The organism is Bradyrhizobium sp. AZCC 2176 (genome assembly GCF_036924645.1).
GTDB lineage: Bacteria > Pseudomonadota > Alphaproteobacteria > Rhizobiales > Xanthobacteraceae > Bradyrhizobium.
This window is the reverse complement of the sequence record NZ_JAZHRX010000001.1, coordinates 6,458,865-6,485,429: the sequence shown is the minus strand read 5'-3', so window position 1 is coordinate 6,485,429 and position 26,565 is coordinate 6,458,865. Positions and strand designations below refer to the sequence as shown.

Genomic DNA, 26,565 nt, shown 5'->3' with positions numbered 1-26,565 from the left:
TTGCTTGCCGGCCGGCCGTCGGGTGGCCCGCCATCCGAAGCCCGTCCGGGCTGGACAGGCAAAGAGTGGCGGAGCCGGAGGGATTCGAACCCTCGATAGGGCTTTACAACCCTATAACGGTTTAGCAAACCGCCGCCTTCAGCCACTCGGCCACAGCTCCATGAACGCGGATATGCCTGAGGCGCGGGCCAGCCGCAAGCGGCAGATTCAGATTACGCCGAGACCATTTGGAGGCGCCGGCGCTTCGCGCGCGTTCCCCGCGAGCGGTCGAATTCCCGTACCCGCCGTTAGGCGCATCTTTCCGGGCTCCATGGTCTTTGGGGACACGCAGCCGGCCTGCATCGGCACGCGGGCGTGCACGACGCGAGACCTGACCGCTGTGGGACGTTTTCGCTGTGTATGCCTCACGCGCCGCGTCGAAATCGCGTGAAATTGATTCGATATCGCCGGCGGGCCGATTCGATTCCATGCAAATCCCGGTTCCAGATCGCGCCACGCGGCGCCCGGGTCTGCCGCACTCTATAAAGTGCATTTCGATCGCGAGAATATCGAGCTTTCACCATCTTTCGTCGGTTTTTTGCCCTGGTCGGGCGTTCATCGACGGTGAGGCACGCCTCGCGGCCTGCGCCCGCACGCGAGGAGCTTCGTCCCTTGTCTCTATAATAGGTGCGTAATCGCCCGCTGCGGATTCGGCAGCCTCGTCTTCGATTCGATGCGAGAGAGGCGCGCTCGCGAGCACGGGCCGATTGTTGCGGTGCCCACTCTGACATTGTCGTGTCAATTGAAACTATTCAAAAATATCGAATAGAAACAGTATCTTATAGAAAAACTTCGATCACAATCGCGTGTTATTTGTGCAACACCCTTCGGAAAAGGGGTGGGGTCGGGCCGTTCGAAGCGGTTCCTTTATTGCGTGTGGAGAAGTCCTCGGTAATTGTGAATGCGCGACGGAGGGGGGCATCCCGAGGTCGTCCCGTTTTAGGTGGTTCGCTTAAGTCCCTCGCGTTCATGCGGGAGTGTCCGAAGGCGCGAAGCGACTAAGCGGGTTTCAGGGGACAAGGGAACCAACCTTAGGGTGTTACACCCAGCGGATCCGGAACCTTCCCTACAGAGCAACTTGGAGGTTTAACATGAAGATGGTTAAGAGCCTTATTCTCGGCTCAGCGGCGGGTCTGATCGCCATGAGCGGAGCTCAGGCGGCCGATCTTCCCGTCAAGGCCAAAGCGGTCGAGTACGTGAGGATCTGCTCCCTGTATGGCGCGGGTTTCTTCTATATCCCGGGCACCGACACCTGCATCAAGCTGGGTGGTTATCTGCGCGTTGACACCACGTTCAACGGCGAGCCGTACGATGAGCCGGCTTGGAGCGGCGATCCGGGTCAACGGAATCGTTATCGCGACTACTTCGCTTCCCGTTCGCGTATGGCGCTCACCGTCGACACCCGCACTGCCACCGAATACGGTGTGGTTCGTACCTTCGGTCAGTTGGATTGGTCGCACGCCTCGCCGAGCGGCAGCGTCAGAGAAGTGGGACCCACGGGCCAAGCTGGCGGCCTGAACAACGGCAACCAGGTTAACGTCGAAATGCTGTTCTTGCAGTTCGCCGGCTTCACCTTCGGTCGCTCTGCCTCGGCCTATGCGACGCCTTGGCATGGTTATCCGGGCAACAACACCTCGTTCCTAGTCGGCGGTCATGACACCGTCACCGGCACGAACAACATCCAGTACACCGCGCAGTTCGGCAACGGCGTGTCGGGCACGATCGGTCTGGACGACCCGCTCGCGTTTAACCGCGCCAACATCTACAATCTGGCTACCGGTGGCGTTTCACTCGGAAGTGCTGCCGCTCAGACCATCAGCGCGCTTGGCGCCGGCGTAAATGCCTATGGCGGCGTGCACTCTCCCGACGTGGTCGGCAACATCCGCGTCGACCAGGCTTGGGGTCTGTTCCAGATTTCGGGCGCATTGCATGAGGTTGGCGCTTCGTACAACAACCTGACGTTGGGCGCAGCGAACAACTTCTCGGAACCCTCCGGTCACCCCGAGACCAAGTGGGGCGGTTCGGTGATGGCTGCGTTGCAGATCAAGAACATCCCGACCGGCGCCGGCGACGACATCAAGTTTGATGTCAGCTGGAGCAAGGGTGACATCAAAAACACGAATGGCACCAGCTCAGGCGTACGGCCCTATGCGATGTTCGGCGGTGGCGGCGCTGGCGCTTACCAGAGCGTCGGCTTTGGTACCGCGGTGGATGCCGTCTACCTTCCGGTGTCAGCGGGCGGCGACGGTTCGCTGCATCTGACGGAGGGCTTTGGTGTCCGTGGTGCGTTCAACCACAACTGGGATCCGTACTGGTCATCTAGCTTGTTCGGCGGCTACTCTGCCGTTCGTTATGACGGCACCGCGAAGGCAGCATACTGCGCTTCCTACGCAGCGAGCAATCCCGGCTTCCTTGCGGCGGCCGCGGCAGGCGCCGCGACTTGCAACCCAGACTTCAACATCGCGCAGGTTGGTGTGATCACCCGCTGGACTCCCGTCAAGAACCTGACGTTCTCGGCCGAAGTTCTGTGGATGCATCTCGACCAGAAGTTCACCGGCGCTGCGGTGCTGACGCCGACGGCTCCCAAGCCGACCGCTGTCTACGAGTTCAAGGACCAGGATACTGTCAGCTTGAACATTCGCGCTCAGCGTAACTTCTGATCTCGAACGTCTGACAACTGTCTAAGAGAATCCCCGGCAGGAAACTGCCGGGGATTTTTCGTTGAGTGGCCGCGTCCAGGACACCGAGGACGTAGCGTGATCCGCGTCAATAGCATTGGGATTTCTGATCCTTACGCCTCGACATGTTGCACAAAACCAACAGCCACGGACAAACCAGAGCTGTTCACGTTCATGTCACGCGCCGACTCAAGTTTTAGCGGTATTCGTTCGGCCATATGAACATGCTGCTGCATGCAAAGCCTGCAGACGCAAAAGGGGAACAACAAAGTGACAACATTTAAAAAACTTATCCTTGGGTCGGTCGCGGGGATCCTCGCCATCGGCACGGCGCAGGCGGCCGATCTTCCGGTCAAGGCAAAGGCAGTTGAGTACGTGAGGGTGTGCTCGCTGTACGGCGCTGGTTTCTTCTACATCCCGGGCACCGACACCTGTATCAAGGTCGGTGGTTATCTGCGCGTTGACACGACATTCAACGGCGGACCGCACGGTACGCCGGCCTGGAACGGCGATCTGGGCCAGGGCAATCGCTATCGCGATTACTTCGCTTCCCGTTCACGTATGGCGTTGACCGTTGATACCCGCACCGCCACCGAATATGGTGTGGTCCGTACCTTCGGTCAGTTGGACTGGTCGTTCACCTCGCCGAGCGGCAGCGTCAGGGACGTTGGAACCACGAGCAACGGGCACCAAATCAACACCGAGTATCTCTTCATCCAGTTCGCCGGCTTCACCTTCGGTAAGTCTTCTTCGGCCTACTCGACCCCTTGGAACGGTTACCCGGGCAACCTCAATGCGAGCCTGCTCGGCGGCAACAACACCGACACCGGCCTGAACAACATCCAGTACACGGCCCAGTTCGGCAACGGCGTGTCGGCCAGCATCGGCCTTGACGATCCGCTAACCTTCAACCGCACCAACGTGTTCAACCTGGCCACGACCTCGGCTGCCGGCGTTGTTACGCTCGAGAGTCTTAACGCGAACGGAGTCGGCACCAACGCCTATGCGGGCGTGCATGCTCCCGACATTGTCGGTAACATCCGGGTCGACCAGGCTTGGGGTCTGTTCCAGATTTCGGCTGCGGCTCACGAAGTTAACGCTTCGTACAATGCTCTGACCTTGGGTGCAGCGAACGGCTTTTCGGAAATCTCTGGCCACCCCGAATCAAAGTGGGGCGGTTCGGTAATGGCAGCGTTGCAGATCAAGAATCTCCCGACCGGTGCGGGCGACGACATCAAGTTCGATGTGTCCTATGCAAAGGGCGACACCAAGAACGTGCTCGGCAACAGCGGATCTTCGCCCAGCTTTGCGATGTTCGGCAGCAGCGGGTCCGCCTATCAGAGCGTTGGATTCGGTGCGACCACTGACGGCGTCTATCTTCCTGGCGCTGGCGGCACGGACGGCATCAAGCTCACGACGGCTTGGGGCTTCCGTGGTGCGTTCAATCACAACTGGAACCCGTACTGGTCGACCAGCCTGTTTGGAGGCTACTCCAGCGTACGATATGACGGTGGAGCGAACGATAACCTGCTGGGTGCGGGAACCACCTCGGCCAAGGGCGCCTATTGCGCGGCATTCGCGGCCAACCACTCAGGCCAGGCGTTGGTTGGCAATGCCGCCGGCGCATATTCTTGTAATCCCGACTTCAACGTCTCGCAGCTTGGCCTTGTTACGCGCTGGACTCCGGTCAAGAACCTGACGTTCTCGGCCGAAACGCAGTGGTTGCACCTGGACCAGAAGATGTCGGGCAGTTCCTTGTTCACAGCGACTCCTCCAAAGCCGACCGCTCTCTACGAGTTCAAGGATCAGAACACGTATTTGCTGCAGCTTCGCGCTCAGCGTAACTTCTGATCACGATAGACGTGAAACGCTCGAAGAACCCCCGGCATTCAACTGCCGGGGGTTTTTCTTCGTCATTCCGGGGCGATGCGGAGCATCGAGCCCGGAATCCATTTATCCAAAATCTCAGATCGATATTTGCGGATATAGATCAATCCACTGCGGATTGCGTTCTTCAATGAGCCTGATCTTCCAGTCCCGCCGCCACTTCTTCAATTCCTTTTCACGCGCAATTGCCGACGTGGGATCGTCGTAAATTTCGAACCAGACCAATTTATCGACGGCGTATCGCTTCGTGAAGCCAGCGACCGCTTTGCTCTTGTGCTCGTACACGCGGCGAACGATGTCGTTCGTCACGCCGAGATAAAGCGTTCCGTATTTGTCGCTCGCGAGCAAGTATACGTAGTAGGCCATGAGCAAGCGGAGAAATGGATTCCGGGCTCGGCGCTGCGCGCCGCCCCGGAATGACGAGGGATATTATTGCGGCTTCGCGCGGAGCATCAATGCCATAAAGCAAAAACCCCGGCGTCGCTGCCGGAGTTTTGCATTCGCGCTCCGGAGCAGTCGTTCGCAACGCCTGGCAATGCCGTGCTGCCGCCTGCTAATAAGCCACCCGGTGATATTGGTTAGGGAAGGTAGGAGCCGGTAACAGCGTTAGCGTGTGATGCCGTGCCGCGCGAAGCGTTGGCGGCGCCGAATAAATCCGCTATTCGACGCTGGCGCCGCGGCGCAGGTCGGCTTCGATCTGGAGCCTGGTCCCACCGCCGAACCGCGTGCGATAGACCTGCAGGTTCTCCATGATCCGCTGCACGTAGTTCCGCGTCTCGGAGAACGGGATTTGTTCGACCCAATCGACGGCGTCGACCTTGGGATCGCGCGGATCGCCGTAACGCTCGATCCATTTCTTGACGCTGCCGCGGCCGGCATTATAGCCGGCAAACGTCAGGATGTAGGAGCCGCGGTAGTCCTCGAGCAGTCCGCCAAGTTCGGCGGCGCCAAGCATGGCATTGTAGACCGAGTCGGTCTTCATCCGGTTGAGGTCGAAGCTGACGCCGGCCCGCTTGCAGACATAGCGTCCGGCGTCCGGCGTCACCTGCATCAACCCGTAGGCCTGGGCCGGCGAGACCACGGACGGATTGAAGGCGCTTTCCTGCCGCGCGATCGAATAGACGACGCTGGGCTCCACCTCGGGACCGATCTGCTTGAACGAGGGGATGCCGGTGACGGGATAGGCATAATGGTCGAACGGCAGGCCGCGGTTGAGCGCGGCCTTGCCGAGCAGCAGCATGCCGCGGGCGTCGCTGTGGCGCGAGGTGAGCTCGCCGAGGCCGACCAGGGCATCGGGATCGCCATTCTCGCCCATGTCGGCGAAAATCGGGATCGCAAGCTCGCGCTCGTCGAGCTCATAAAGCAACTGCACGGCGCGGACGATCTCCAGCCGCTCAAGCCCGCGTCCGCGGCCGGTCGGGACGCCGTTCAATTGGAGCTGAGGCAGGCCGAGCTTGGCGCGCGCGAGTTGGCCGTAGTAGCTGGTCGATTGCTCGGCGGCGCGGCCGTAAGCTGCGCGGGCTTCCTGCGCGCGGCCCGCGGCCTCCGCCGCTCGGCCCTGCCAATAGCCGGCACGCGCCAGCGCGGTTGGATTGGCGCTGCCGACGCCGATCCGCGCGAAGTGCTGGGCGGCAACCGCCGGATCTTTCAGGAACCGCAGCGCAATCCAGCCCGCAGTGAATTCCTGCTCGGTCTTGTAGATGTCGCGGGAAGGCAGCGCCGCGTCCCGCGCAATCAGATAGGCAGTGCGATGTTCGCCGACGTCGAGCATCTTGCGCGCCAGGAGGCGCCGCTCGATCCACCATTCGTTGAGATTGTGCAGGCGGTTCGGATCCTTCGGCGCGGCCAGCATGAGCTGTGCGGCCTCGTTGAACTTCTCGTCGCGGCGCAGCCACTGGATCCTGGCGAACGTGTAGCCGGGGTCGCCGTGCAGCTCCCGCGGCACCGCCTCGAGCAGCGACTTGAGGTTGGAGGATTTCTTGTTGGCTGCGATCCGCGCCTTGGCCAGCGCGACATGGCCCGAACCGAGCCGCTTGGCGGCGCGCATGCCGGCGGCTTCCTGCTCGGTGCCGTAAAGCAGCGAATCCATCCGCGCTTTGTGGTCGCCTCCCGTCAGCAATGCGCCGAACATATCGAGCGCCGCGCTCTCGGTGTCTTCCGACATGCCGTCGTGGCGCCAGGCTTCGCGAACCAGCCGCTCGGCATTGGCGCGATCGCCACGCGCGAGCATCACCTTGGCCAGCGCGAACTTGCCCTTGGCCGAAACCGGCGATTCGTTTTCGAACCACGACCACACCGTGGCGTCATCGCGCCGGTCGTCCCAAAGGGCGGCCTCGATGCGCCGGCGCAGGAAGGTCTGCGACGGCCAGCTCGGGTTGGCCGAGACAAAGCTGCGATAGCGCTCGACGGAGGCGCCATTGTTGTCGCTGCGCAGGATCAGCCATTCCGCAAGCTTGCGGGCGACCGGATCGGATATTGCAGCCTGCGCCTGGGTTGCATCGCCAGGCTTCTGCTTGCGCACCAGCTCGATGACGTTTTCCAGTGCGTCCTTGTCGGCCTGCGACGTCGTGGACGTCGCGGCTACCGCTGCGGGCGCCACGTGCTTGCGCGCAGGCGGCAAGGCGGCATGCTGGCGCGTTGCAGGTGCCAGCACCGGCGGCGCCGGGGCCGGCGCCGCGGGGGCCGCCGCGGTGTGGGGGGCGGGCGCGCTGGGGTGTGCGCCGGACGGTGCAGCGGACTTGGGAACGACGTTGCGGGCGATCGGCCGCGGCTTCGGCAAAGGAACTTTTGCCTTGGCCCAGGCATCGAAGGGAAGAGCCGCCAGTCCGACAGCCAGCGCCAGGCCCGTGGCCAGCGCGGTCGATCGCAAGGCGGCGGCGCGGGCGGAAGGGATCACGGCGGTCCTCTGCGGCGGCGAATCATTCAGTCGCTCGAGCCTTAGGTCTATTTGATTGAATATGTGGACAAAATGCTAAAACGTTGCGGCCGGACCTGTTTGCGCCATCACCGCGGCAAAATCGCGGCTATCGGCCCTTCGAGGAGGGGCTGTTCGATCGGCGCCAAGAAAGGGCGTCGAAACAAAGCACTAGCGCCATACCGTACGGCCCTTTCGCCTGATCGCCAGACCCGATATGAATTGAAATCCAGTTTCGGTCGTGCCGTTTCTTAAGCGTTTGGAGGAAGTCCATGGCAGCCAAGACAAAGTTCCGGGGCTCGTTCACCGCCTTGGTCACGCCATTCAAGAACGGCTCGCTCGACGAGGCCGCGTTCCGCGGCCTGGTGAGCTGGCAGATCGCCGAGGGCACCCACGGCCTGGTGCCCGTCGGCACGACCGGCGAAAGCCCCACCTTGAGCCATGACGAGCACAAGCGCGTCGTCGAATGGTGCATCGACGAAGCCAAGGGGCGGGCGCCTGTCATTGCGGGCGCAGGCTCCAATTCGACCAAGGAGGCCGTCGAGCTCGCCGAGCACGCGGAGAAGGCGGGCGCGGACGCCGTGCTGGTGGTGACGCCGTACTACAACAAGCCGACCCAGGAAGGCATGTACCAGCACTTCAAGGCGATCAACGATGCGATCGGGATTCCGATCATCATCTACAACATCCCCGGCCGTTCGGTGATCGACATGTCGGTCGAGACCATGACGCGGCTGTTCGAACTGAAGAATATCGCCGGCGTGAAGGATGCGACCGCGAGCATGGTGCGGGTGTCGCAGCAGCGCGCGGCGATGGGCGAGGACTTCAACCAATTGTCGGGCGAGGACGCCACCATCCTCGGCTACATGGCGCATGGCGGCCATGGCTGCATCTCGGTCACATCAAACGTCGCGCCGCGGCTCTGCTCGGAATTCCACGCGGCCTGGCAGAAGGGTGATCACGCCACCGCGCTCAAGCTGCATGACAAGCTGATGCCGCTGCACAACAACCTCTTCATCGAAAGCAATCCGGCGCCGGTGAAATACGCGCTTTCGCTGCTCGGCAAGATCGACGAGAAGCTGCGGCTGCCGATGGTGCCGGTGTCCGAGCCGACGCGGGTCGCCGTGCGCAGCGCCATGGTGCATGCCGGCCTGATTAATTAAGGGGGACGACTCACTTCGCCTGACGAACGAAGAGGGGAAGCCAACATGCTGAAGGAATTCCGCGAATTTGCGATGAAGGGTAACGTCGTCGACCTCGCTGTCGGCGTCATCATCGGTGCGGCCTTCGGCGCCATCGTCACTTCGCTGGTCGGCGACGTCATCATGCCGATCATCGGCGCGATTACCGGCGGTCTCGACTTCTCCAATTATTTCACGGGTCTGTCGAAGTCGGTGACGGCGACCAATCTGGCCGACGCCAAAAAGCAGGGCGCCGTACTGGCTTGGGGCAATTTCCTGACGCTGATGCTGAACTTCCTCATCATCGCGTTCGTGCTGTTCATGGTCATTCGTGCCATGAACAAGCTGAAGCGCAAGGACGAAGCCGCGCCGGCGCCGAAGCTTACCAGGCAGGAAGAACTGCTGACCGAGATCCGCGATCTCCTCAAGAAGGGCTAACGTGGCGGACAAGAACGAGCGCCCGATCAAGGTTGTCGCCGAAAACCGCAAGGCCCGGTTCAACTACGCGATCGAGGACACGATCGAGGCCGGCATCTCGCTGACCGGCACCGAAGTGAAGTCGATCCGCAACGGCAAGACAACAATTGCGGAATCCTATGCGGATTCCAAGGACGGCGAGATCTGGCTGATCAACGCCAATATCCCGGAATATCTGCAGGCCAACCGCTTCAACCATGAGCCGAAGCGGCCGCGCAAGCTGTTGCTGCACCGAAAGCAGATCAACAAGCTGATGGGCGCGGTCGATCGCGAGGGCATGACGCTGATCCCGCTCAAACTCTATTTCAACGAACGCGGTCGCGCCAAGCTGCTGCTGGCGATTGCCAAGGGCAAGAAGCTGCACGACAAGCGCGAGAGCGAAAAGAAACGCGACTGGGGCCGGGAAAAGGGCCGCCTGATGCGGGCGCGGGGATGAAGCGGGCGAATGGGGAGTGGAAAGCGCTATTCGCCACTCGCCATTCGCCACCTGGAGGAAGAAATGATGGCTCAACCCAACCTGCTCGAAGTCGACTGGAGCAAGATCCCGGCGCCGGAGGACGACGGTGCGGCGGCCCATCTGGCCGGCATGGCGATCCCCCCGGTCACGCTGCTTGCAACCGACGACAATTCGGTGATGCTCTCGGTGCTTCCCGGCCGTACGGTGGTGTTCGCCTATCCGCGCACCGGCGAGCCCGGCAAGATCAGTCTCGTCGATGATTGGGACATGATCCCCGGCGCGCGCGGCTGCACGCCGCAAACCTGCTCGTTTCGCGATCTGTTTGCGGAGCTGAAAGCCGCCGGCGCCAGACATGTGTTCGGCCTGTCGACGCAGGATAACGTCTACCAGACCGAGATGGCGTCACGGCTGCATCTGCCGTTCCCGGTGCTGTCGGATGAGAAGCTGGCGCTGACGCGTGCCCTCAATCTGCCGACCATGCAGGTGGCCGGACTGACGCTGATCAAGCGGCTGGCGCTGATCATCGATAACGGCCGCGTTGCCCACGTGTTCTATCCGGTGTTTCCGCCCGACCGGAATGCCGCCGACGTGCTGGCGTGGCTGAGGGAAAATCCGGCGTAAGCGTGCCTTGTAGGGTGAGCAACGCGAAGCGTGCCCACCATTGACGCCAACGATTTCGAAGCGGCGGCGGGCACGCTTCTCTTTGTCTACCCTACGAATCCTGCGAATCCAGATCCTTCCGCACCTTCGCAAACACGTTGCGAAACATTTCCGGCGTCAGCACCCGCGTGTTGGTGTTGTAGCGCGAGCAATGATAGCTGTCGTAAAGCCTGACGGCGCCCGCGCTATGCACGGCACCGTGTGCAAAGGGGGCGGCCCCGTTGCGAAGCCCGAGCGCCTTCAATGTGGTTTCATGGGCGATCCGGCCGAGCGCCACGATCGCGCGCAGCCGCGGCATGGTTGCAATGGTCGCGGCCAGGAATTGGCGGCAGGTGTTGATCTCGGCAGGCAACGGCTTGTTCTGCGGCGGCACGCAGCGCACCGCGTTGCTGATCCGGCAATCGACCAGTTTCAGGCCGTCATCGGGACGCGCCTGATAGACGCCCTTCGCAAAGCCGTATTCGAGCAAGGTCGCATAGAGCAAGTCGCCGGCATAGTCGCCGGTGAACGGGCGTCCGGTCCGGTTGGCGCCCTGCAGGCCCGGCGCCAGCCCGACAATCAACAGTTGCGCGTTGCCATCGCCGAACGACGCCACCGGCGCATTGTGCCAATCCGGCGCTTTCGCGCGCGCCTGTGCGCGAAATTCGGCGAGCCTCGGGCAGAGCGGGCAATTGCGGCCGGGTTCGGCAGCTACGGGGGCGGGTAAACTAGCCATGTTTCCAAAGCGTTTTCGAGCGAAAGCCCGCCCCGGACCTGTTCCGGGATCGATACCGGTTCGCGTCGAGAACGCGCGCCAAAACAAAAAGCCCCGGTTCTGTTCCAATCAGAACCGAGGCTCTAGCAGCGTGCTGGCGCATTCTCAATCGTCGAAATCATCCTCGCCGCCTCGCGGCGCCACCGTGGTCGCGCGCTGCAGGAATTGCGGGGAGTGATGACGCGGTTCGCGCGGGGCAGGGCGCTCGGACGGATCGCGGCCCAGTTTTGACTGCAGTTCGACGAGGTCGGTGAAGACGTCGGCCTGGCGGCGCAGCTCGTCGGCGATCATCGGCGGCTGGCTCGAAATGGTCGAAACTACCGTGACGCGAACGCCACGACGCTGCACCGCCTCGACCAGCGAGCGGAAATCGCCGTCGCCCGAGAACAGCACGATCTGGTCGACATGTTCGGCGAGTTCCATGGCATCGACAGCGAGTTCGATGTCCATGTTGCCCTTCACCTTGCGGCGGCCGGAAGCGTCGATGAATTCCTTGGTCGCCTTGGTGACGACGGTGTAGCCGTTGTAGTCGAGCCAGTCGATCAGCGGACGAATCGAGGAGTATTCCTGATCCTCGATGATCGCCGTGTAGTAGAACGCACGCAACAGCGTCCCTCGGCTCTGAAATTCCTTGAGAAGGCGCTTGTAATCGATGTCGAAGCCGAGCGTCTTGGCCGTTGCGTAGAGGTTGGCTCCATCGATGAAGAGCGCAATCTTGTTGGAAGCGGGTGACATCAAATGGTTCTCACGTTGTTGTTAGCTTTTCTAGCGCAGCGGCGTTCGACCGCGCGCACTTTCTGGTTCGGTTGCCTAAAGTTCAGTGAATCGTGCCCCACGACAGTCACCACTGCAATTATGGTGAGGGGAGGGCGAAAAACCTATACTTTTGACAGTGCAATGAAGAGATTTACTTGTCCTGTACGGCAACCTCGCCGCGTCTGGACGCTCTGGCCCATTCTGGCCCCGGAGTTGGGGTAGCAGAGCCCATCAGGAAGGCCAAATCACAAATTTAGTCTTGCGAAACGGCCTCCACCGCTATAACTAGCCCCCATAACCGACATATTTGGCCCCAAACAACGGAGCGACAGTCTATGGCGCGCGTCACCGTGGAAGATTGCATTGATAAGGTCGACAACCGGTTCGACCTGGTGTTGCTGGCGGCACATCGCGCCCGTATGATCTCGTCCGGGTCGCAACTTACGGTTGATCGGGACAACGACAAGAATCCGGTCGTTTCGCTGCGGGAAATCGCCGATTCCACCATTTCCCCGGAAGACCTGCGCGAGGAACTGGTTCATTCCCTGCAGAAATTCGTCGAGGTCGACGAGCCAGAGCCCGATACCGTGCCGTTGATCGGCTCAGCCGGCGCCAGCGTCGATGCCGACGATACCGAGGTCGCGGTCGAGCGCATGACCGAGGAAGAACTCCTCAAGGGCCTGGAAGGCCTGGCGCCGCCGGAAGAGCAGCCCGAAGAGGACGAATAATCCGGAACATCGGCCCGTCCCGAACTCCCCGATCTGCCAAAGGCCCGGACATCCGTCCGGGCCTTTGCTTTTGTTGACATTTTTGCGGTTACAATGCGTCCTTGGCCGGCGCGGCCGAAATCGGCTGGTTCGCCTCGACGGCGGGCCATCGGGTTGGGCGTTGGATGGCCGTTGGCCCAAGCGAAATTGAACCGTTTCGCGGCCCGAGCGGCGTGCATCGCCGTTCGAAAACGCATTAGATACGCAGAGGGCGGGACCGATCCGGGTCTGGTGGAAGAAGGCAGTGATTGAATGGCGTATTGGCGCCGCAACTCCCGGCAAATGCAGGCCGCGACCGGCCAGGTCGCGGTCGCGCCGACCTCGCCTGTGACGGAGAAGCCGAAATCGCGCTCGCGCATGATGCGGCAATACGATCTGGTCGAGCGCGTCCGGACATACAACCCGGACACCAACGAAGACCTGCTCAACCGCGCCTATGTCTACGCCATGAAGGCGCATGGCACGCAAACGCGCGCGTCCGGCGACCCCTATTTCTCGCATCCGCTCGAGGTCGCGGCGATCCTGACCAATCTGAAGCTCGACGACGCCACCATCGTAGCCGCGCTGCTGCACGACACCATCGAGGATACCGAAGCGACGCGCGCCGAGATCGACAACATCTTCGGCCACGAGATCGGTGCGCTGGTCGAAGGGCTCACCAAGCTGAAGCGGCTGGAGCTGGTCTCGCGCGAGGCCAAGCAGGCCGAGAACCTGCGCAAGCTGTTGCTGGCGATCGCCGACGACGTCCGCGTGCTGCTGATCAAGCTCGCCGATCGGCTGCACAATATGCGCACGCTGGAATTCGTGCCGCACGCGTCGCGCCGCCGCATCGCCGAGGAGACGCTGGACATCTATGCGCCGCTCGCCGGCCGCATGGGTATGCAGGAGATGCGCGAGGAGCTCGAGGACCTCTCGTTCCATACGCTCGATCCGGAAGCCTATGCGGTGGTGATGCAGCGGCTGGATGCGCTGGCCGAGCGCAACCGCAATTTGATCGGCGAGATCGAAAGCCAGCTTTCCAAGAACCTGCAGAAGAACGGCATCGCCGCGCGCGTCTATGGCCGTCGCAAGCAGCCGTTTTCGATCTGGACCAAGATGGAACGCAAGTCGGTCGGCTTCGAACAGTTGTCCGACATCTTCGGCTTCCGCGTCGTGATGCCGGATGTCGAGGCCTGCTACCGCGCGCTCGGCGTCGTGCACACCACCTGGCCGGTGGTGCCGGGACGCTTCAAGGACTACATCTCGACGCCGAAGCAGAACGACTACCGTTCGCTCCACACCACCGTGATCGGCCCCGGCAACCAGCGCGTCGAGCTGCAGATCCGCACCGAGGAAATGAACCAGATCGCCGAATTCGGCATCGCCGCGCATGCTTTCTACAAGGAAGGCATGGGCTCGCCGACCGAGCGGCTGCAGCACGAATCCAATGCCTTTGCCTGGCTCCGCCATACCGTCGGCATCCTGTCCGAAAGCGCCAATCCGGAAGAGTTTCTGGAGCACACCAAGCTCGAGCTGTTCCACGACCAGGTGTTCTGCTTCACCCCGAAGGGCAAGCTGATCGCGCTGCCGCGCCAGGCCAATGTGATCGACTTCGCCTATGCCGTGCACACCGATGTCGGCAACTCGGCGGTCGGCTGCAAGATCAACGGCAAGTTCGCGCCGCTGTCGTCGGAGCTGCAGAACGGCGACGAGGTCGAGGTGTTGACCTCGCAGGCCCAGTCGGCGCCGCCCTCGGCCTGGGAATCGCTTGCGATCACCGGCAAGGCCCGCGCCGCGATCCGGCGCGCGACCCGCACGGCGGTGCGCGATCAATATGCGGGCCTCGGCCGCCGCATCATCGATCGCCTGTTTGCCCGTGCCAAGATCGAATATGCCGACGACAAGCTGAAGGGCGCGCTGCCCCGGCTGGCGCGCGCCTCGATCGAGGACGTAATGGCTTCCGTCGGACGCGGCGAGCTGAAGGCCTCCGACGTCGCTCGCGCCATGTATCCGGACTACAAGGAAGAGCGAATGGTGCGCTACGGGGCCAAGAAGAGCCTCGCGGTCAAACTGAAGCTGAAATCGCCGCCGCATCCGGCGCGCAGCACGTCCGTCATCCCGGTGCGCGGCATCAATTCCGATTTGCCGGTGAAGTTCGCGCCGAACGGCGGCGCCGTGCCGGGCGACCGCATCGTCGGCATCGTGACGCCGGGCGAGGGGATCACGATCTATCCGATCCAGTCGCCGGCGCTGAAGGACTTTGAGGAAGAGCCTGAGCGCTGGCTGGACGTGCGCTGGGATATCGATGAAACCATGCCGCAGCGCTTTCCGGCGCGGATCCTGGTCCACAACGTCAACGAGCCCGGCAGCCTCGCCCAGGTCGCCACGGTGATCGCCGAGCATGACGGCAATATCGACAATATCAGCATGTCGCGCCGCTCGCCTGACTTCACCGAGCTGACCATCGATCTCGAGGTCTATGACCTCAAGCATCTCAGTGCAATTATCGCCCAATTGCGCGCCAAGGCCGTCGTCGCCAAGGTTGAGCGCGTCAATGGATAGGCGGTATCGTTATTGCGGCTGCGCGGGCCACGCCCGCGCATGACAGCCGTGCTATCTCTGCTGCTGCAATTCAGTCCGTGAGACCGTCATGCCCGCACTTCCGCTCCGCCTTGGCGTCAATGTCGACCACGTCGCCACCCTGCGCAACGCGCGGGGCGGTGCGCGGCCGGATCCGGTGCGCGCGGCGCTGGCCGCGATCGAGGCCGGCGCCGACGGCATCACCGCGCATCTGCGGGAGGACCGCCGCCATATCCGCGACGACGACATGGCCCGGCTTAAGGCCGAGATATCGAAGCCGCTGAATTTCGAGATGGCGGCAACCGAGGACATGTTGCGGATCTCGCTGGCCACCAAACCCCACGCCGTGTGCCTGGTGCCGGAGCGCCGCGAGGAGCTCACCACCGAGGGCGGGCTCGACGTCGTCGGCCAGCACAATGCGCTGGCGCCCTTCATCGCACGGCTGAACGATGCCGGCATCCGGGTGTCGCTGTTCATTGCCGCCGATCCCGCCCAGATCGAGATGGCGGCGAAGTTGCGCGCGCCCGTGATCGAGATTCACACCGGTGGCTGGTGCGACGCGGTGGTCGATGGCCATGCGGCGAAGGCCGAGGCGGAATGGCAGCGTATAGTCACGGGCGCCGCATTGGCGCGCGCCGCGGGGCTGGAGGTCCATGCCGGCCATGGCCTCGACTACCAGACGGCGGAGACGATTTCTGCACTGCCCGAGATCGCCGAACTCAACATCGGCTATTTCATGATGGGGGAGGCGCTGTTCGTAGGCCTCGGCGAGACCGTGCGGCAGATGCGCGCCGCCATGGACCGCGGCCGCCAGAAAATCGCAGGCTATGCATGATCATCGGCATCGGCTCCGACCTGATCGACATCACCAGGGTTGCCAGGGTGATCGAACGCCACGGCGACCGCTTTCTCGACCGCATCTTCACCGACGCCGAACGCGGCAAGGCGGCGCGCCGCGCCAACAGCGAAAAGATGGTGGTCGCGACCTATGCCAAGCGATTCGCCGCCAAGGAGGCCTGTTCCAAGGCGCTCGGCACCGGGATCCGGCGTGGCGTCTGGTGGCGGGACATGGGGGTGGTGAACCTGCCGGGCGGCCGCCCGACCATGAAACTCACCGGCGGCGCGCTGGCCCGGCTTGAGGCGTTGACGCCGGAGGGGTTCGAAGCGCGGATCGATCTGTCGATCACCGACGACTGGCCGCTGGCGCAGGCCTTCGTCATAATTTCGGCGGTCGTTCCCGGCAAATCTTGAGCCGCGCAGGCGTTTGCGCCGGGGAAGCGAGGCAAAACTAAAAAACATTGATTTATCAATGGATTACGAAGTTTTCACGAGCCGCTTGATTGCGCGCCCACGAACAACCGTCTAAAACGCCGCAAGCAACGTGTTCGAGCCAGGGCCGATTCAAGGTTAGCGCCGGAATTGGCTCTCAACATCAGTATCGAGACCATTTTCCTGACGCGAACGTACCAGGCGATTCGCGTGCGGAAAACGTTCTGCACCGTGCGGGCAAAGGCCTGCGGGAATTGGGAAAGCGATGAGCGTGACCTCCAGCACAAAATCTGAAAGCGGCTTGGGTGAAACCATCCGCGTCGTCATCCACGCTCTCTTGATCGCGCTTGTGATCCGCACCTTCCTGTTCCAGCCGTTCAATATCCCCTCCGGATCGATGAAGGCGACGCTGCTGGTGGGCGATTACCTGTTCGTCTCGAAATATTCCTACGGCTACAGCCACTATTCCATACCATTGTCGCCGCCGCTGTTCTCGGGCCGCATCTTCGGCTCGGAGCCGAACCGGGGCGACATCGTGGTGTTCCGCCTGCCGAAGGACGACTCCACCGATTACATCAAACGGGTGATCGGGCTGCCCGGCGACCGCATCCAGATGCGGGAAGGCCTGCTCCACATCAACGACAAGCCGGTCAAGCGCGAGCGGCTTTCCGACTTCATCGGCGAGGACCCCTGCGGCTCGGACGCCACCGCGCGCGTCAAACGCTGGAAGGAAACGCTGCCGAACGGCGTCAGCTATGAATCGCTCGATTGCGTCGACAACGGCTTTTACGACAACACCAATGTCTACACCGTGCCCGCCGGCCACTTCTTCATGATGGGCGACAACCGCGACAACTCGACCGACAGCCGCGTGCTGTCGGCGGTAGGCTATGTGCCGTTCGAGAATATCGTCGGCCGGGCACAGATGATCTTCTTTTCCATTGCCGAAGGCGAACATGCCTGGATGTTCTGGCGCTGGCCGACCGCAGTGCGCTGGAATCGCCTATTCACAATCGTGCGATGAACGACGAGACCGCGATCATTCCTGAAGCATCGACCTCGGACGAGCCGGGCCAGCAGGTGGATGCCGGCGGCAAGGCCGCGCCGAAGAAGAAGCGCGGCAAGGCCGGCGCCAAGGCGGCGGCTGCGGCGATCGAGGGGCGCATCGGCTACAAGTTCTCTGACCCCGCGCTGCTGGCGACCGCCTTTACCCATGTCTCCGCGCTGAAGCCCGCGACGCGGCATCGCGCGGACAGCTATCAGCGCCTGGAATTTCTCGGCGATCACGTGCTCGGGCTGATCATTTCCGACATGCTGTATCGGGCTTACCCCAGGGCCGACGAGGGCGAATTGTCGAAGCGCCTCGCCGATCTCGTGCGCAAGGAAAGCTGCGCCGACGTCGCAAAATCGCTCGGGCTGCTGGACGACATCAAGCTCGGCGCGGTGGGGGCCGGCGCGGGCGCGCGCCTGCGCAAATCCGTGCTCGGCGACATCTGCGAGGCGGTGATCGGGGCGATCTATCTCGACGGCGGCTATGCGGCGGCGTCGCAGTTCGTCGAGCGCAACTGGCTGGAGCGGATGCGCAAGCCGCGCCGGCCGCTGCGCGATCCCAAGACGGTGCTGCAGGAATGGGCCCAGAGCAAGGGATTGCCGACGCCGGTCTATCGCGAGATCGAGCGCACCGGGCCGCATCACGACCCGCAATTCCGCGTCGCCGTCGATCTGCCGGGACTGGCGCCAGCCGAAGGCGTCGGCGGTTCCAAGCGCGCCGCCGAGAAGGTCGCGGCCTCCGTGATGATCGAACGCGAAGGCGTCGGTGGCGGCAGCAATGACAGTTGAACCTGCACCCGGCTCGTCCGGCGAGACCCGCTGCGGCTTTGTCGCGCTGATCGGCGCGCCCAATGTTGGCAAGTCCACGCTGGTCAACGCCCTGGTCGGCTCCAAGGTCACCATCGTCTCGCGCAAGGTGCAGACCACGCGGGCGCTGATCCGCGGCATCGTGATCGAGGACAACGCCCAGATCATTCTGGTCGACACCCCCGGCATTTTCGCGCCCAAACGCAGGCTCGACCGCGCCATGGTGTCCACCGCCTGGAGCGGAGCTCATGATGCCGACCTCGTCTGCGTGCTGCTCGATGCCAAGGCTGGGATCGACGAGGAGGCTGATGCGATCCTCAACAAGCTTGCGACGGTTCAACACCCGAAAATCCTGGTGCTGAACAAGATCGACCTGATCCCGCGCGAAAAACTGTTGGCGCTGGCGCAGGCCGCCAACGAGCGCATGAAGTTCGAGCACACCTTCATGATCTCGGCGCTGTCGGGCGACGGCGTCGACGACCTGCGCAAGACGCTGGCGAAGAGCGTCCCGCCGGGGCCGTTTCACTATCCCGAAGACCAGATGTCGGATGCGCCGCTGCGGCATCTGGCGGCGGAGATCACCCGGGAAAAGATCTACCGCCAGCTCCACCAGGAGCTGCCGTATCAGTCGACTGTCGAAACCGATAGCTGGACCGAGCGCAACGACAAGTCGGTGCGGATCGAGCAGACGATCTTTGTCGAGCGCGAAAGCCAGCGCAAGATCGTGCTCGGCAAGGGCGGCGCCACCATCAAGTCGATCGGCGCGGATTCGCGCAAGGAGATCGCCGAGATCGTAGGCCAGCCCGTGCACCTGTTCCTGTTCGTCAAGGTGCGCGAGAACTGGGGCGACGATCCCGACCGCTACCGGGAAATGGGACTGGAATTCCCCAAGGAATGATCTGCAATGGTCAGGCCGCAATCAGACAACAACGAAGAACAGGCTGAATGACCGTACCCCGAAACGTGCTGTGGTTTGAGGTTCTGCTGTATCTGTCGCTGACGCTGGATTCGGTGTCGGCGGCGTTTCAGGACCGCACGCCGAGGGCCGATATGACCGCGCAGATGATCAATGTCGGCACCCTGGTGGCGGCCGGCCTGACCCTGCTTTTGGTCTACTTCGTCTGGCTCGCCGCCGAACGCCGCAAGAACTGGCCGCGCTGGGTGCTGGCGGCAGCCCTCGTGCTGTCGGTGATTTCGCTGGTGCAGGTGATCGGGCAGAAGGGTCTGGCGTTCGACAGCGGCATCGAGGTGATTTCCTGCGCGCTGACCGCAGCGGGGCTGTATTTCTCCTTCACTGGCGATGCGGTGGGCTGGTTCAACGCGTGAGATGCGCTTGTGTCCCGGATGCGGTGCAGCGCGAAGCGATGCAGCGCAGAGCCGGGACCCATGCGGATGGACCCCGGATCAGCAGCGCACCTCCGGAGTCGCGCGCGAAGCGCGATCCCGAAAGCGCTGCGCAGCATCCGGGGAACGCAGCTGCGGGAGCTGCGCTTCGATCCCAAATCCTGTAAACTCCACCCCATGGAATGGACCGATGAAGGCATCGTGCTGGGCGTCCGGCGGCATGGCGAATCTTCCGCCATCGTCGAGTTGCTGACGCGCGAGCATGGCCGGCATCTGGGCCTGGTGCGCGGCGGCGCCTCGTCGCGGATGCGGCCGCTGCTGCAGCCCGGCAACAGTGTCACCGCGGTGTGGCGGGCGCGGCTCGACGAGCATCTCGGGACCTACGCGATCGAAGGCACGCGGCTGCGCGCGGCAACGCTGCTGGCGTCCTCGCATGCGGTCTTTGGCGTCACCCATCTGGCTTCGCTGGCGCGGCTGTTGCCGGAGCGCGATCCGCACGAAGACATCTATGAAATGCTCGACCGCACGCTGGACGACTTTGACGATGCCGGCGGCGCGGCGGCCCACCTCATCCGGTTCGAACTCGCGATGCTCGCCGAATTAGGCTTCGGCCTCGATCTGGAAAACTGCGCTGCCACCGGCGAGACCACGGACCTGATCTATGTCTCGCCGAAATCAGGCGGCGCGGTGTCGCGGCGGGCCGGCGAGCCCTACCGCGACCGGCTGCTGCGGCTGCCGCCCTTTTTGCGCGAAGGTGAGGGCGGAGCGAATAGCTGGTCGGACCAGGACCTGCAGGACGGCTTTCGGCTGACCGGGCTGTTCCTGCTCCGCCATGTGCTGGAACCGCGCGGGCAGGGCCATTCCGACGCGAGGGATGGGTTTATCAATGCGGTGACGAGAAATCGGGCGCGAATCAGTTCATCCGCCTGAGACGCCACCCTCAGACGTCGCCCCTGCGAACGTAGGGGCCCATACGCCGCGGCCCATCCATTGGCGCGGTGGCCCCAGCCGTTTTTCGCCACAAACACCTGTGGTTATGGGTCCCTGCGTTCGCAGGGACGACGGTGAGTGCCATCGTTTCCCCCCACTCGCGTCTTGCCCGATTCACTCGAAAAGTTTAACGCCTCCCCATGGGAAAACGACAGCTACCGCCGGAAGAACCGGCCGAAATCCACGAGGTGATGCTGCGCGATGCGCTGGAAGAGCGCTATCTCGCCTACGCGCTCTCGACCATCATGCACCGCGCTTTGCCGGACGCCCGCGACGGGCTGAAGCCGGTGCACCGGCGCATCCTCTACGGCATGCGCCTGTTGCGGCTCGACCCCGGCACGCCGTTCAAGAAGTCTGCAAAAATCGTCGGCGACGTGATGGGCTCGTTCCATCCCCATGGCGACCAGGCGATCTACGACGCCATGGTGCGCCTGGCGCAGGATTTCGCCTCGCGCTATCCGCTGGTCGACGGCCAGGGCAATTTTGGCAATATCGACGGCGATAATCCGGCCGCCTACCGCTACACCGAAGCGCGCATGACCGACGTCGCGCGGCTGCTGCTCGACGGTATCGACGAGGACGGTGTCGAGTTTCGTCCGAATTACGACGGCCAGAGCAAGGAGCCGGTGGTTCTGCCCGGTGGCTTCCCGAACCTGCTCGCCAACGGCGCGCAGGGCATCGCGGTCGGCATGGCCACCTCGATCCCGCCGCATAATGCGGCCGAGCTCTGCGACGCTGCGTTGCATCTGATCGACAAGCCCGACGCCAAGTCGAAGTCGCTCTTGAAGTGGGTCAAGGGGCCGGATTTCCCGACCGGCGGCATTATTGTCGACTCCAAGGAAAGCATCGCCGAAGCCTACATGACCGGGCGCGGCTCGTTCCGCACCCGCGCCAAATGGATCCAGGAAGAGGGCGCGCGCGGCACCTGGGTCGTCGTCATCACCGAGATCCCGTGGCTGGTGCAGAAGTCCCGGCTGGTCGAGAAGATCGCCGAACTGCTCAACGAGAAGAAGCTGCCACTGGTCGGCGACGTCAGGGACGAGTCGGCCGAAGACGTTCGCCTCGTGATCGAGCCGAAATCCCGTGCGGTCGATCCGGCGCTGATGATGGAATCGCTGTTCCGGCTCACCGAGCTCGAGAGCAAGATTTCGCTGAACCTCAACGTGTTGATCAAGGGCAAGATCCCCAAAGTGGTGGGGCTTGCGGAATGTTTGCGCGAATGGCTCGACCATTTGCGCGACGTGCTGGTGCGCCGCTCGAACTACCGCAAGACCCAGATCGAGAACCGGCTCGAAATACTCGGCGGTTACCTGATCGCGTACTTGAACATCGACAAGGTGATCAAGATCATCCGCACCGAGGACGAGCCGAAGCCGGCGCTGATCAAGGCGTTCAAGCTCACGGAAATCCAGGCCGATGCCATCCTCAACATGCGGCTGCGCTCCTTGCGCAAGCTCGAGGAATTCGAAATCCGCACCGAGGACAAGAACCTCCGCGGCGAGTTGAAGGGCATCAAATCGCTGCTCGGTTCAGAGACCGAGCAGTGGTCCAAAGTCGGCGAGCAGGTCCGCAAGGTTCGCGACATCTTTGGGCCGAAGACGCCGCTCGGCAAGCGCCGTACGATGTTCGCCGACGCGCCCGAGCACGATCTGGCCGCGATCGAGGAAGCCTTTGTCGAGCGCGAACCGTGCACGGTGGTGATCTCCGAAAAGGGCTGGGTACGAACGCTGAAGGGCCATGTCGAGGATATCTCGGGCCTTGCCTTCAAGACCGACGACAAGCTCGACCACGCCTTCTTCGCCGAAACCACGTCAAAGCTGCTGCTGTTCGCCACCAACGGCAAATTCTATTCGCTCGACGTCGCAAAACTGCCGGGCGGGCGCGGCCACGGCGAACCGATCCGCATGTTCATCGACCTCGAGCAGGACGCCGCCATCGTGTCGCTGTTCGTCAACAAGGGCGAACGCAAATTCCTGATCGCGAGCAGCGAAGGCCAGGGCTTTGTGGTCAAGGAAGAGGATTGCGTCAGTAACACCCGCAAGGGCAAGCAGGTGCTCAACGTCACCATGCCGAACGAGGCTTGCGCGATCGCGACCGTTTCGGGCGATACGGTCGCCGCGATCGGCACCAACCACAAGATGGTGCTGTTCCCGCTCGACCAGGTGCCGGAGATGGCGCGCGGCCGCGGCGTGCGGCTGCAGAAATATTCCAGCGCCAAGCTCTCGGATGTCACGGTGTTCGAGCTCAAGGCGGGGCTGACGTGGAAGGATTCCGCCGGTCGTGAGCAGAGCATGAGCGCCAGGGAATTGTCCGACTGGCGCGGCAACCGCGCCGACGCCGGCCGCCTCGCACACGGCCTGCCGAAGTCGAACAAGTTCTTGCGCGGGGTGGAGTAGATGTAGGGTGGGCAAAGGCGCAATAGTGCCGTGCCCACCATATCTATCGGTATGTTCGTCGCGAAGGGTGGGCAGGCTTCGCTTTGCCCACCCTACGATCTGAAGCTCCAGCTCGCTTCAACAATTGAGAGCGGTGATCCCGGCTCAAGGCCGGGACGACGGAGGAGGTGGCCGCGACATCGTCATCTCCTCACTGTAATAGTATTCGAGAATCCGCGCGCTATATAAATCGCCATTGAAATTCATCGAGGCGGAATGGCGCACGATCACGCCCATCACAATCACTCCCACGTGCATGATCATTCCCATGGCCATGCCGGCCACAGCCATGCGCCGGACAATTTCGGCGCCGCATTCGCGATCGGCGCCTCGCTCAACACCGCCTTCGTCATTGCCGAGCTGATCTTCGGTTATGCCGCCAATTCGCTCGCCCTGATTTCCGACGCCGTCCACAATCTCTCCGACGTGATCGCGCTGCTGCTGGCATGGGGCGCGGCGTGGCTGTCGCAGAAGCAGCCGACGCAGCGGCATACGTACGGATATCGCCGTGTCTCGATCCTGGCGGCGCTGTTCAATGCGGGCCTGCTGCTGGTGGCCGTCGGTGGCATCGTGGTCGAGGCGGTCAATCGGCTCTACAGCCCAGCGGCCGTCGCGAGCTGGACAGTCGTGGCGGTCGCAGCGCTCGGCGTCGCCATCAACGGCTTCACCGCCTTGCTGTTCATGCGCGGCCGTCACGGCGACCTCAATATTCGCGGTGCCTATCTGCACATGGCGGCGGATGCGGGCGTCTCGCTCGGGGTGGTGGCCGCGGCGCTCATCATCATGTTGAACGGATGGCTGTGGCTCGATCCCGCAATCAGCCTCGTCATTGCCGCCGTGGTGTTATGGAGCGGATGGGGGCTGACGCGCGACAGTGTCAACCTTGCGCTCGACGGCGTGCCGCGTGGTATCGAGCTTGCGAAAGTGCGGGACTATCTCGCCGGGCTGGAAGGCGTCTCGGAGGTGCACGATTTGCACATCTGGGCCATGAGCACCAACGAGACCGCGCTGACCGCGCATCTGGTGCGCCCCGGCGGCACCGACGACGCCTTTCTGCACGGGGTCTGCGAGGAACTCTCGCGCCGTTTCAACATCCACCATTCCACGCTGCAGATCGAGGTCGCCGCCGAGGTCTGCAAGCTGGCGCCGGCAGAGCGGGTGTGACGCAAAACGAGATCACGGGCCGAGTTCAAGCCATCCCCGCAAACCTCAACGCCACGCCTGCCGCGCACGACCCCGCCAACACCCACAACATCCCGACGTTGAGCCGGAAGATCGCCGTCGCCGCGGCCGCTGCCAGCGCGAAGGCTGCGAGATCGAGGCTTCCCCACACCGGCATATCGAACGACAGCCCGAGCGAGCGGAACGGCGTGGTCTGCCGGAACAGCGTGTGCAGTCCGAACCAGATCGATAGATTGAGGATCACGCCGACCACCGCGGCGGTGATCGCGGTCAGCGCGCCCGCGAGTCCCTTGTTGCCGCGCAGCGTCTCGACGTAGGGCGCGCCGAGGAAGATCCAGAGGAAGCAGGGAATGAAGGTGACCCAGGTCGCCAGCAAGCCGCCGAGCGTCGCCGCTAGCATCGGCGACAGCGTGCCAGGATCGCGATAGGCGGCCATGAAGCCCACGAACTGCAGCACCATGATCAGCGGGCCCGGCGTCGTCTCGGCCATGCCGAGGCCGTCGAGCATTTCGCGCGGCTGCAACCAGTGATAATGCTCGACCGCCTGCTGGGCGACATAGGCCAGCACCGCATAGGCGCCGCCGAACGTCACCATCGCCATCTTGGAAAAGAACAGCGCGATCTGGCTGAACACATTGGCTTGTCCAAGCCCGATCAGGAGCGCCGCCACCGGCACCACCCACAATAACAGCCAGACCGAGCTTACGCGCAGCGCGCGGCCGACACTCGGGCGGACGTGATCGGGCAATTCCTCGCCGAGCAGGATGTCGACCGCGGCGGTCTTCTTGTTGCCGCCGCCGTGCTCGACGGCGGCGAATTCAGGCCGTCCGCTGCGCGCGCCGATATAGCCGATCACACCGGCTGCGATGATGATGATCGGGAAGGGGACGTTGAAAAAGAAGATCGCGACAAAGGCGATTGCCGCGAGTGCAATCATCACCCGGTTGCGCAGCGCGCGCTTGCCGACGCGGACCACGGCATGGACCACGATGGCGAGCACCGCGGCCTTCAGCCCGAAGAACACCGCCTCGACGAAGCCGACATTGCCGTAGGCTGCGTAGATATAGCTCAAGGCCATGATGGCGACGATGCCGGGCAGGATGAACAGGCCGCCGGCCATGATGCCGCCGGCGGTCCGATGCAGCAGCCAGCCGATATAGGTCGCGAGCTGCTGCGCCTCCGGACCCGGCAGCAGCATGCAGTAGTTCAGCGCATGCAAAAACCGGCTCTCGGAGATCCAGTTCTTCTCCTCGACCAGGATTCGGTGCATCACCGCGATCTGCCCGGCCGGGCCGCCGAAACTCAGCACGGCGACCCGCAGCCAGACCCGGAACGCTTCACCGAAGCCGATGCCGTGACCGAGGTCGTGGCTTGCACCTGCCTCGGTCGTCTTGTCGATCGTCGCATCCATTACGATTTCGCCTTGTTGGTCGGCCAGTTGTGCGTCTCGCCTGATGCGTCGCGGCACCAGCGGTAGAACGCGTCATACAGCGTCATGCCGGCCTCGAGCTGTTCAAGATCGTCATCGAACATCCGCGACAGGCCAAGCGAGGCCGCGAGCAGTCCGGGCGCTTCCGGTGAGAGATCGAGCCGCCCGGTATCGGCGCCGCGCACCATCGCCGCCAGCCGCAGCAAAGGCGGTGTCGCCAGGCCGAATTCCTCGATCATCACGTCGAACGTGCAGAGTTCGCCGCGGTGGCTCCAGAACACGTTCTCGACGTCGAAAGGAGCTGCGTTGAAGCGCTCGCCAACCGCGAGCACTTCCGCCGGCGTGACGAACAGGAACACCGCGTTCGGATCGACGAAGCGGCGGATCAGCCAGGGGCAGGCGATGCGGTCGATCTTCGGCCGGGCGCGGGTGACCCAGACGGTGCGGCCCTTCGCGTCGCGCGCGGGCAGCTTTTCCGCCGGCACCAGCGGCAGCTTGGCCGCCTTCCAGCCTTCAAAACCGCCTTCCAGCGCTTCGGCCGAGACATCGAGATGCCGCAGCCAGGCGGCGGTGCCTTGCGCCAGTTTCTGGCCGCGCAGGCAGACGACGATGGCCGGGCGGCCGGAAAACTCCTCGCCCCAATCGGCGGCTTGCTCGTGGTTGCGCCTGACGGCGCCGGGAATCAGCCGCGGGTCGGCGGTGAAATCCTCGTCGGTGCGAACGTCGATCAGGACAGGCGTGTTCGCCGTGCCGATCAATTTGGAAAGCTTGTCTGATGATATCGTGGTGTAGGATGACATGGCTGCGCCCTCGTCAAATGAAACGGGACGCGATACTTGGGCATGTCGCCTCGTGGGGAGATCGCAAAAATCCCCATGGGTCGAATTAACCGCCTGCGGCTTCATCTGTCAACGGTTCCCGAGCGGCCTG

General features: G+C 63.0%; 23 protein-coding genes and 1 tRNA gene. 17 read left to right on the top strand and 7 right to left on the bottom strand.

What is annotated here, in order from left to right:
- Positions 1 to 66: 66 nt before the first annotated feature.
- Positions 67 to 160, bottom strand: a tRNA-Ser gene (locus tag V1288_RS30745).
- Between the two features lie 970 nt (positions 161 to 1,130).
- On the opposite strand from V1288_RS30745, the gene V1288_RS30740 reads away from it, so the two are divergent.
- Entirely contained in the window at positions 1,131 to 2,699 is a 1,569-nt protein-coding gene (locus V1288_RS30740) for a porin (RefSeq protein WP_334360591.1), read from the top strand.
- A gap of 252 nt (positions 2,700 to 2,951) precedes the next feature.
- Positions 2,952 to 4,568: a porin gene (locus V1288_RS30735; RefSeq protein ID WP_334360590.1), complete on the top strand. Its 1,617-nt coding sequence runs from the start codon at positions 2,952 to 2,954 to the stop codon at positions 4,566 to 4,568.
- Between the two features lie 114 nt (positions 4,569 to 4,682).
- Here the strand turns inward: V1288_RS30735 and V1288_RS30730 are convergent, their stop codons facing one another.
- Positions 4,683 to 4,970: a GIY-YIG nuclease family protein gene (locus V1288_RS30730; protein WP_334360589.1), complete on the bottom strand. Its 288-nt coding sequence runs from the start codon at positions 4,968 to 4,970 to the stop codon at positions 4,683 to 4,685.
- 292 nt (positions 4,971 to 5,262) lie between these two features.
- On the bottom strand, positions 5,263 to 7,500 hold the full coding sequence (locus V1288_RS30725) for a lytic transglycosylase domain-containing protein (RefSeq protein ID WP_442893875.1): 2,238 nt from the start codon (positions 7,498 to 7,500) through the stop codon (positions 5,263 to 5,265).
- A 290-nt stretch (positions 7,501 to 7,790) separates the two neighbouring features.
- On the opposite strand from V1288_RS30725, the gene dapA reads away from it, so the two are divergent.
- The 4 genes from dapA (at position 7,791) to V1288_RS30705 (ending at position 10,254) form a co-directional block, all read left to right on the top strand.
- A complete protein-coding gene (gene dapA, locus V1288_RS30720; RefSeq protein WP_334360588.1) occupies positions 7,791 to 8,681 on the top strand; it encodes a 4-hydroxy-tetrahydrodipicolinate synthase in 891 nt (296 codons plus the stop codon).
- 45 nt (positions 8,682 to 8,726) lie between these two features.
- Positions 8,727 to 9,137 (top strand): large conductance mechanosensitive channel protein MscL, encoded by a 411-nt coding sequence (mscL, locus tag V1288_RS30715; RefSeq protein ID WP_334360587.1) that lies wholly within the window; start codon positions 8,727 to 8,729, stop codon positions 9,135 to 9,137.
- Position 9,138: 1 nt separating this feature from the next.
- On the top strand, positions 9,139 to 9,612 hold the full coding sequence (smpB, locus tag V1288_RS30710; protein ID WP_334360586.1) for an SsrA-binding protein SmpB: 474 nt from the start codon (positions 9,139 to 9,141) through the stop codon (positions 9,610 to 9,612).
- A gap of 66 nt (positions 9,613 to 9,678) precedes the next feature.
- Positions 9,679 to 10,254, top strand: a complete 576-nt coding sequence (locus V1288_RS30705) for a peroxiredoxin (RefSeq protein ID WP_334361448.1) — start codon at positions 9,679 to 9,681, stop codon at positions 10,252 to 10,254.
- A gap of 91 nt (positions 10,255 to 10,345) precedes the next feature.
- Here V1288_RS30705 and V1288_RS30700 read toward each other — a convergent pair whose 3' ends face one another.
- Positions 10,346 to 11,008 carry a uracil-DNA glycosylase gene (locus V1288_RS30700; RefSeq protein ID WP_334360585.1) on the bottom strand — a complete coding sequence of 221 codons (663 nt, stop codon included), beginning with the start codon at positions 11,006 to 11,008 and terminating at the stop codon, positions 10,346 to 10,348.
- A gap of 144 nt (positions 11,009 to 11,152) precedes the next feature.
- Positions 11,153 to 11,782 carry a LabA-like NYN domain-containing protein gene (locus tag V1288_RS30695; RefSeq protein WP_334360584.1) on the bottom strand — a complete coding sequence of 210 codons (630 nt, stop codon included), beginning with the start codon at positions 11,780 to 11,782 and terminating at the stop codon, positions 11,153 to 11,155.
- A 356-nt stretch (positions 11,783 to 12,138) separates the two neighbouring features.
- Here V1288_RS30695 and rpoZ point away from each other — a divergent pair, with 356 nt between their 5' ends.
- The 11 genes from rpoZ to V1288_RS30640 all read left to right on the top strand — a co-directional run bounded on the left by rpoZ (position 12,139) and on the right by V1288_RS30640 (position 24,188).
- Positions 12,139 to 12,531, top strand: coding sequence for a DNA-directed RNA polymerase subunit omega (gene rpoZ / locus V1288_RS30690; protein ID WP_024512695.1), 393 nt, complete (start codon positions 12,139 to 12,141; stop codon positions 12,529 to 12,531).
- A 291-nt stretch (positions 12,532 to 12,822) separates the two neighbouring features.
- Complete coding sequence (locus tag V1288_RS30685; protein ID WP_334360583.1) at positions 12,823 to 15,111, top strand: RelA/SpoT family protein; 2,289 nt, start codon at positions 12,823 to 12,825, stop codon at positions 15,109 to 15,111.
- An 88-nt stretch (positions 15,112 to 15,199) separates the two neighbouring features.
- Positions 15,200 to 15,964, top strand: a complete 765-nt coding sequence (locus tag V1288_RS30680) for a pyridoxine 5'-phosphate synthase (RefSeq protein WP_334360582.1) — start codon at positions 15,200 to 15,202, stop codon at positions 15,962 to 15,964.
- A complete protein-coding gene (gene acpS / locus V1288_RS30675; RefSeq protein WP_334360581.1) occupies positions 15,961 to 16,380 on the top strand; it encodes a holo-ACP synthase in 420 nt (139 codons plus the stop codon). The genes V1288_RS30680 and acpS overlap by 4 nt, the downstream gene beginning before the upstream one ends.
- Positions 16,381 to 16,663: 283 nt before the next feature.
- Positions 16,664 to 17,422, top strand: coding sequence for a signal peptidase I (gene lepB, locus V1288_RS30670; RefSeq protein WP_334360580.1), 759 nt, complete (start codon positions 16,664 to 16,666; stop codon positions 17,420 to 17,422).
- Positions 17,419 to 18,237, top strand: coding sequence for a ribonuclease III (gene rnc, locus V1288_RS30665; protein WP_334360579.1), 819 nt, complete (start codon positions 17,419 to 17,421; stop codon positions 18,235 to 18,237). Before lepB ends, rnc begins: the two co-directional genes overlap by 4 nt.
- Entirely contained in the window at positions 18,227 to 19,153 is a 927-nt protein-coding gene (era, locus tag V1288_RS30660) for a GTPase Era (protein WP_334360578.1), read from the top strand. The genes rnc and era overlap by 11 nt, the downstream gene beginning before the upstream one ends.
- Before the next feature lie 47 nt (positions 19,154 to 19,200).
- Positions 19,201 to 19,581: a hypothetical protein gene (locus V1288_RS30655; RefSeq protein WP_334360577.1), complete on the top strand. Its 381-nt coding sequence runs from the start codon at positions 19,201 to 19,203 to the stop codon at positions 19,579 to 19,581.
- Positions 19,582 to 19,776: 195 nt separating this feature from the next.
- Positions 19,777 to 20,529: a DNA repair protein RecO gene (gene recO, locus V1288_RS30650; RefSeq protein ID WP_334360576.1), complete on the top strand. Its 753-nt coding sequence runs from the start codon at positions 19,777 to 19,779 to the stop codon at positions 20,527 to 20,529.
- Between the two features lie 200 nt (positions 20,530 to 20,729).
- Entirely contained in the window at positions 20,730 to 22,985 is a 2,256-nt protein-coding gene (parC, locus tag V1288_RS30645; protein ID WP_334360575.1) for a DNA topoisomerase IV subunit A, read from the top strand.
- Between the two features lie 255 nt (positions 22,986 to 23,240).
- On the top strand, positions 23,241 to 24,188 hold the full coding sequence (locus tag V1288_RS30640) for a cation diffusion facilitator family transporter (RefSeq protein ID WP_334360574.1): 948 nt from the start codon (positions 23,241 to 23,243) through the stop codon (positions 24,186 to 24,188).
- 25 nt (positions 24,189 to 24,213) lie between these two features.
- Here V1288_RS30640 and chrA read toward each other — a convergent pair whose 3' ends face one another.
- Both chrA and V1288_RS30630 read right to left on the bottom strand, forming a co-directional pair.
- Entirely contained in the window at positions 24,214 to 25,617 is a 1,404-nt protein-coding gene (gene chrA / locus V1288_RS30635) for a chromate efflux transporter (RefSeq protein WP_334360573.1), read from the bottom strand.
- Entirely contained in the window at positions 25,617 to 26,435 is an 819-nt protein-coding gene (locus tag V1288_RS30630; protein WP_334360572.1) for a chromate resistance protein ChrB domain-containing protein, read from the bottom strand. Before V1288_RS30630 ends, chrA begins: the two co-directional genes overlap by 1 nt.
- Between the last annotated feature and the right edge of the window lie 130 nt (positions 26,436 to 26,565).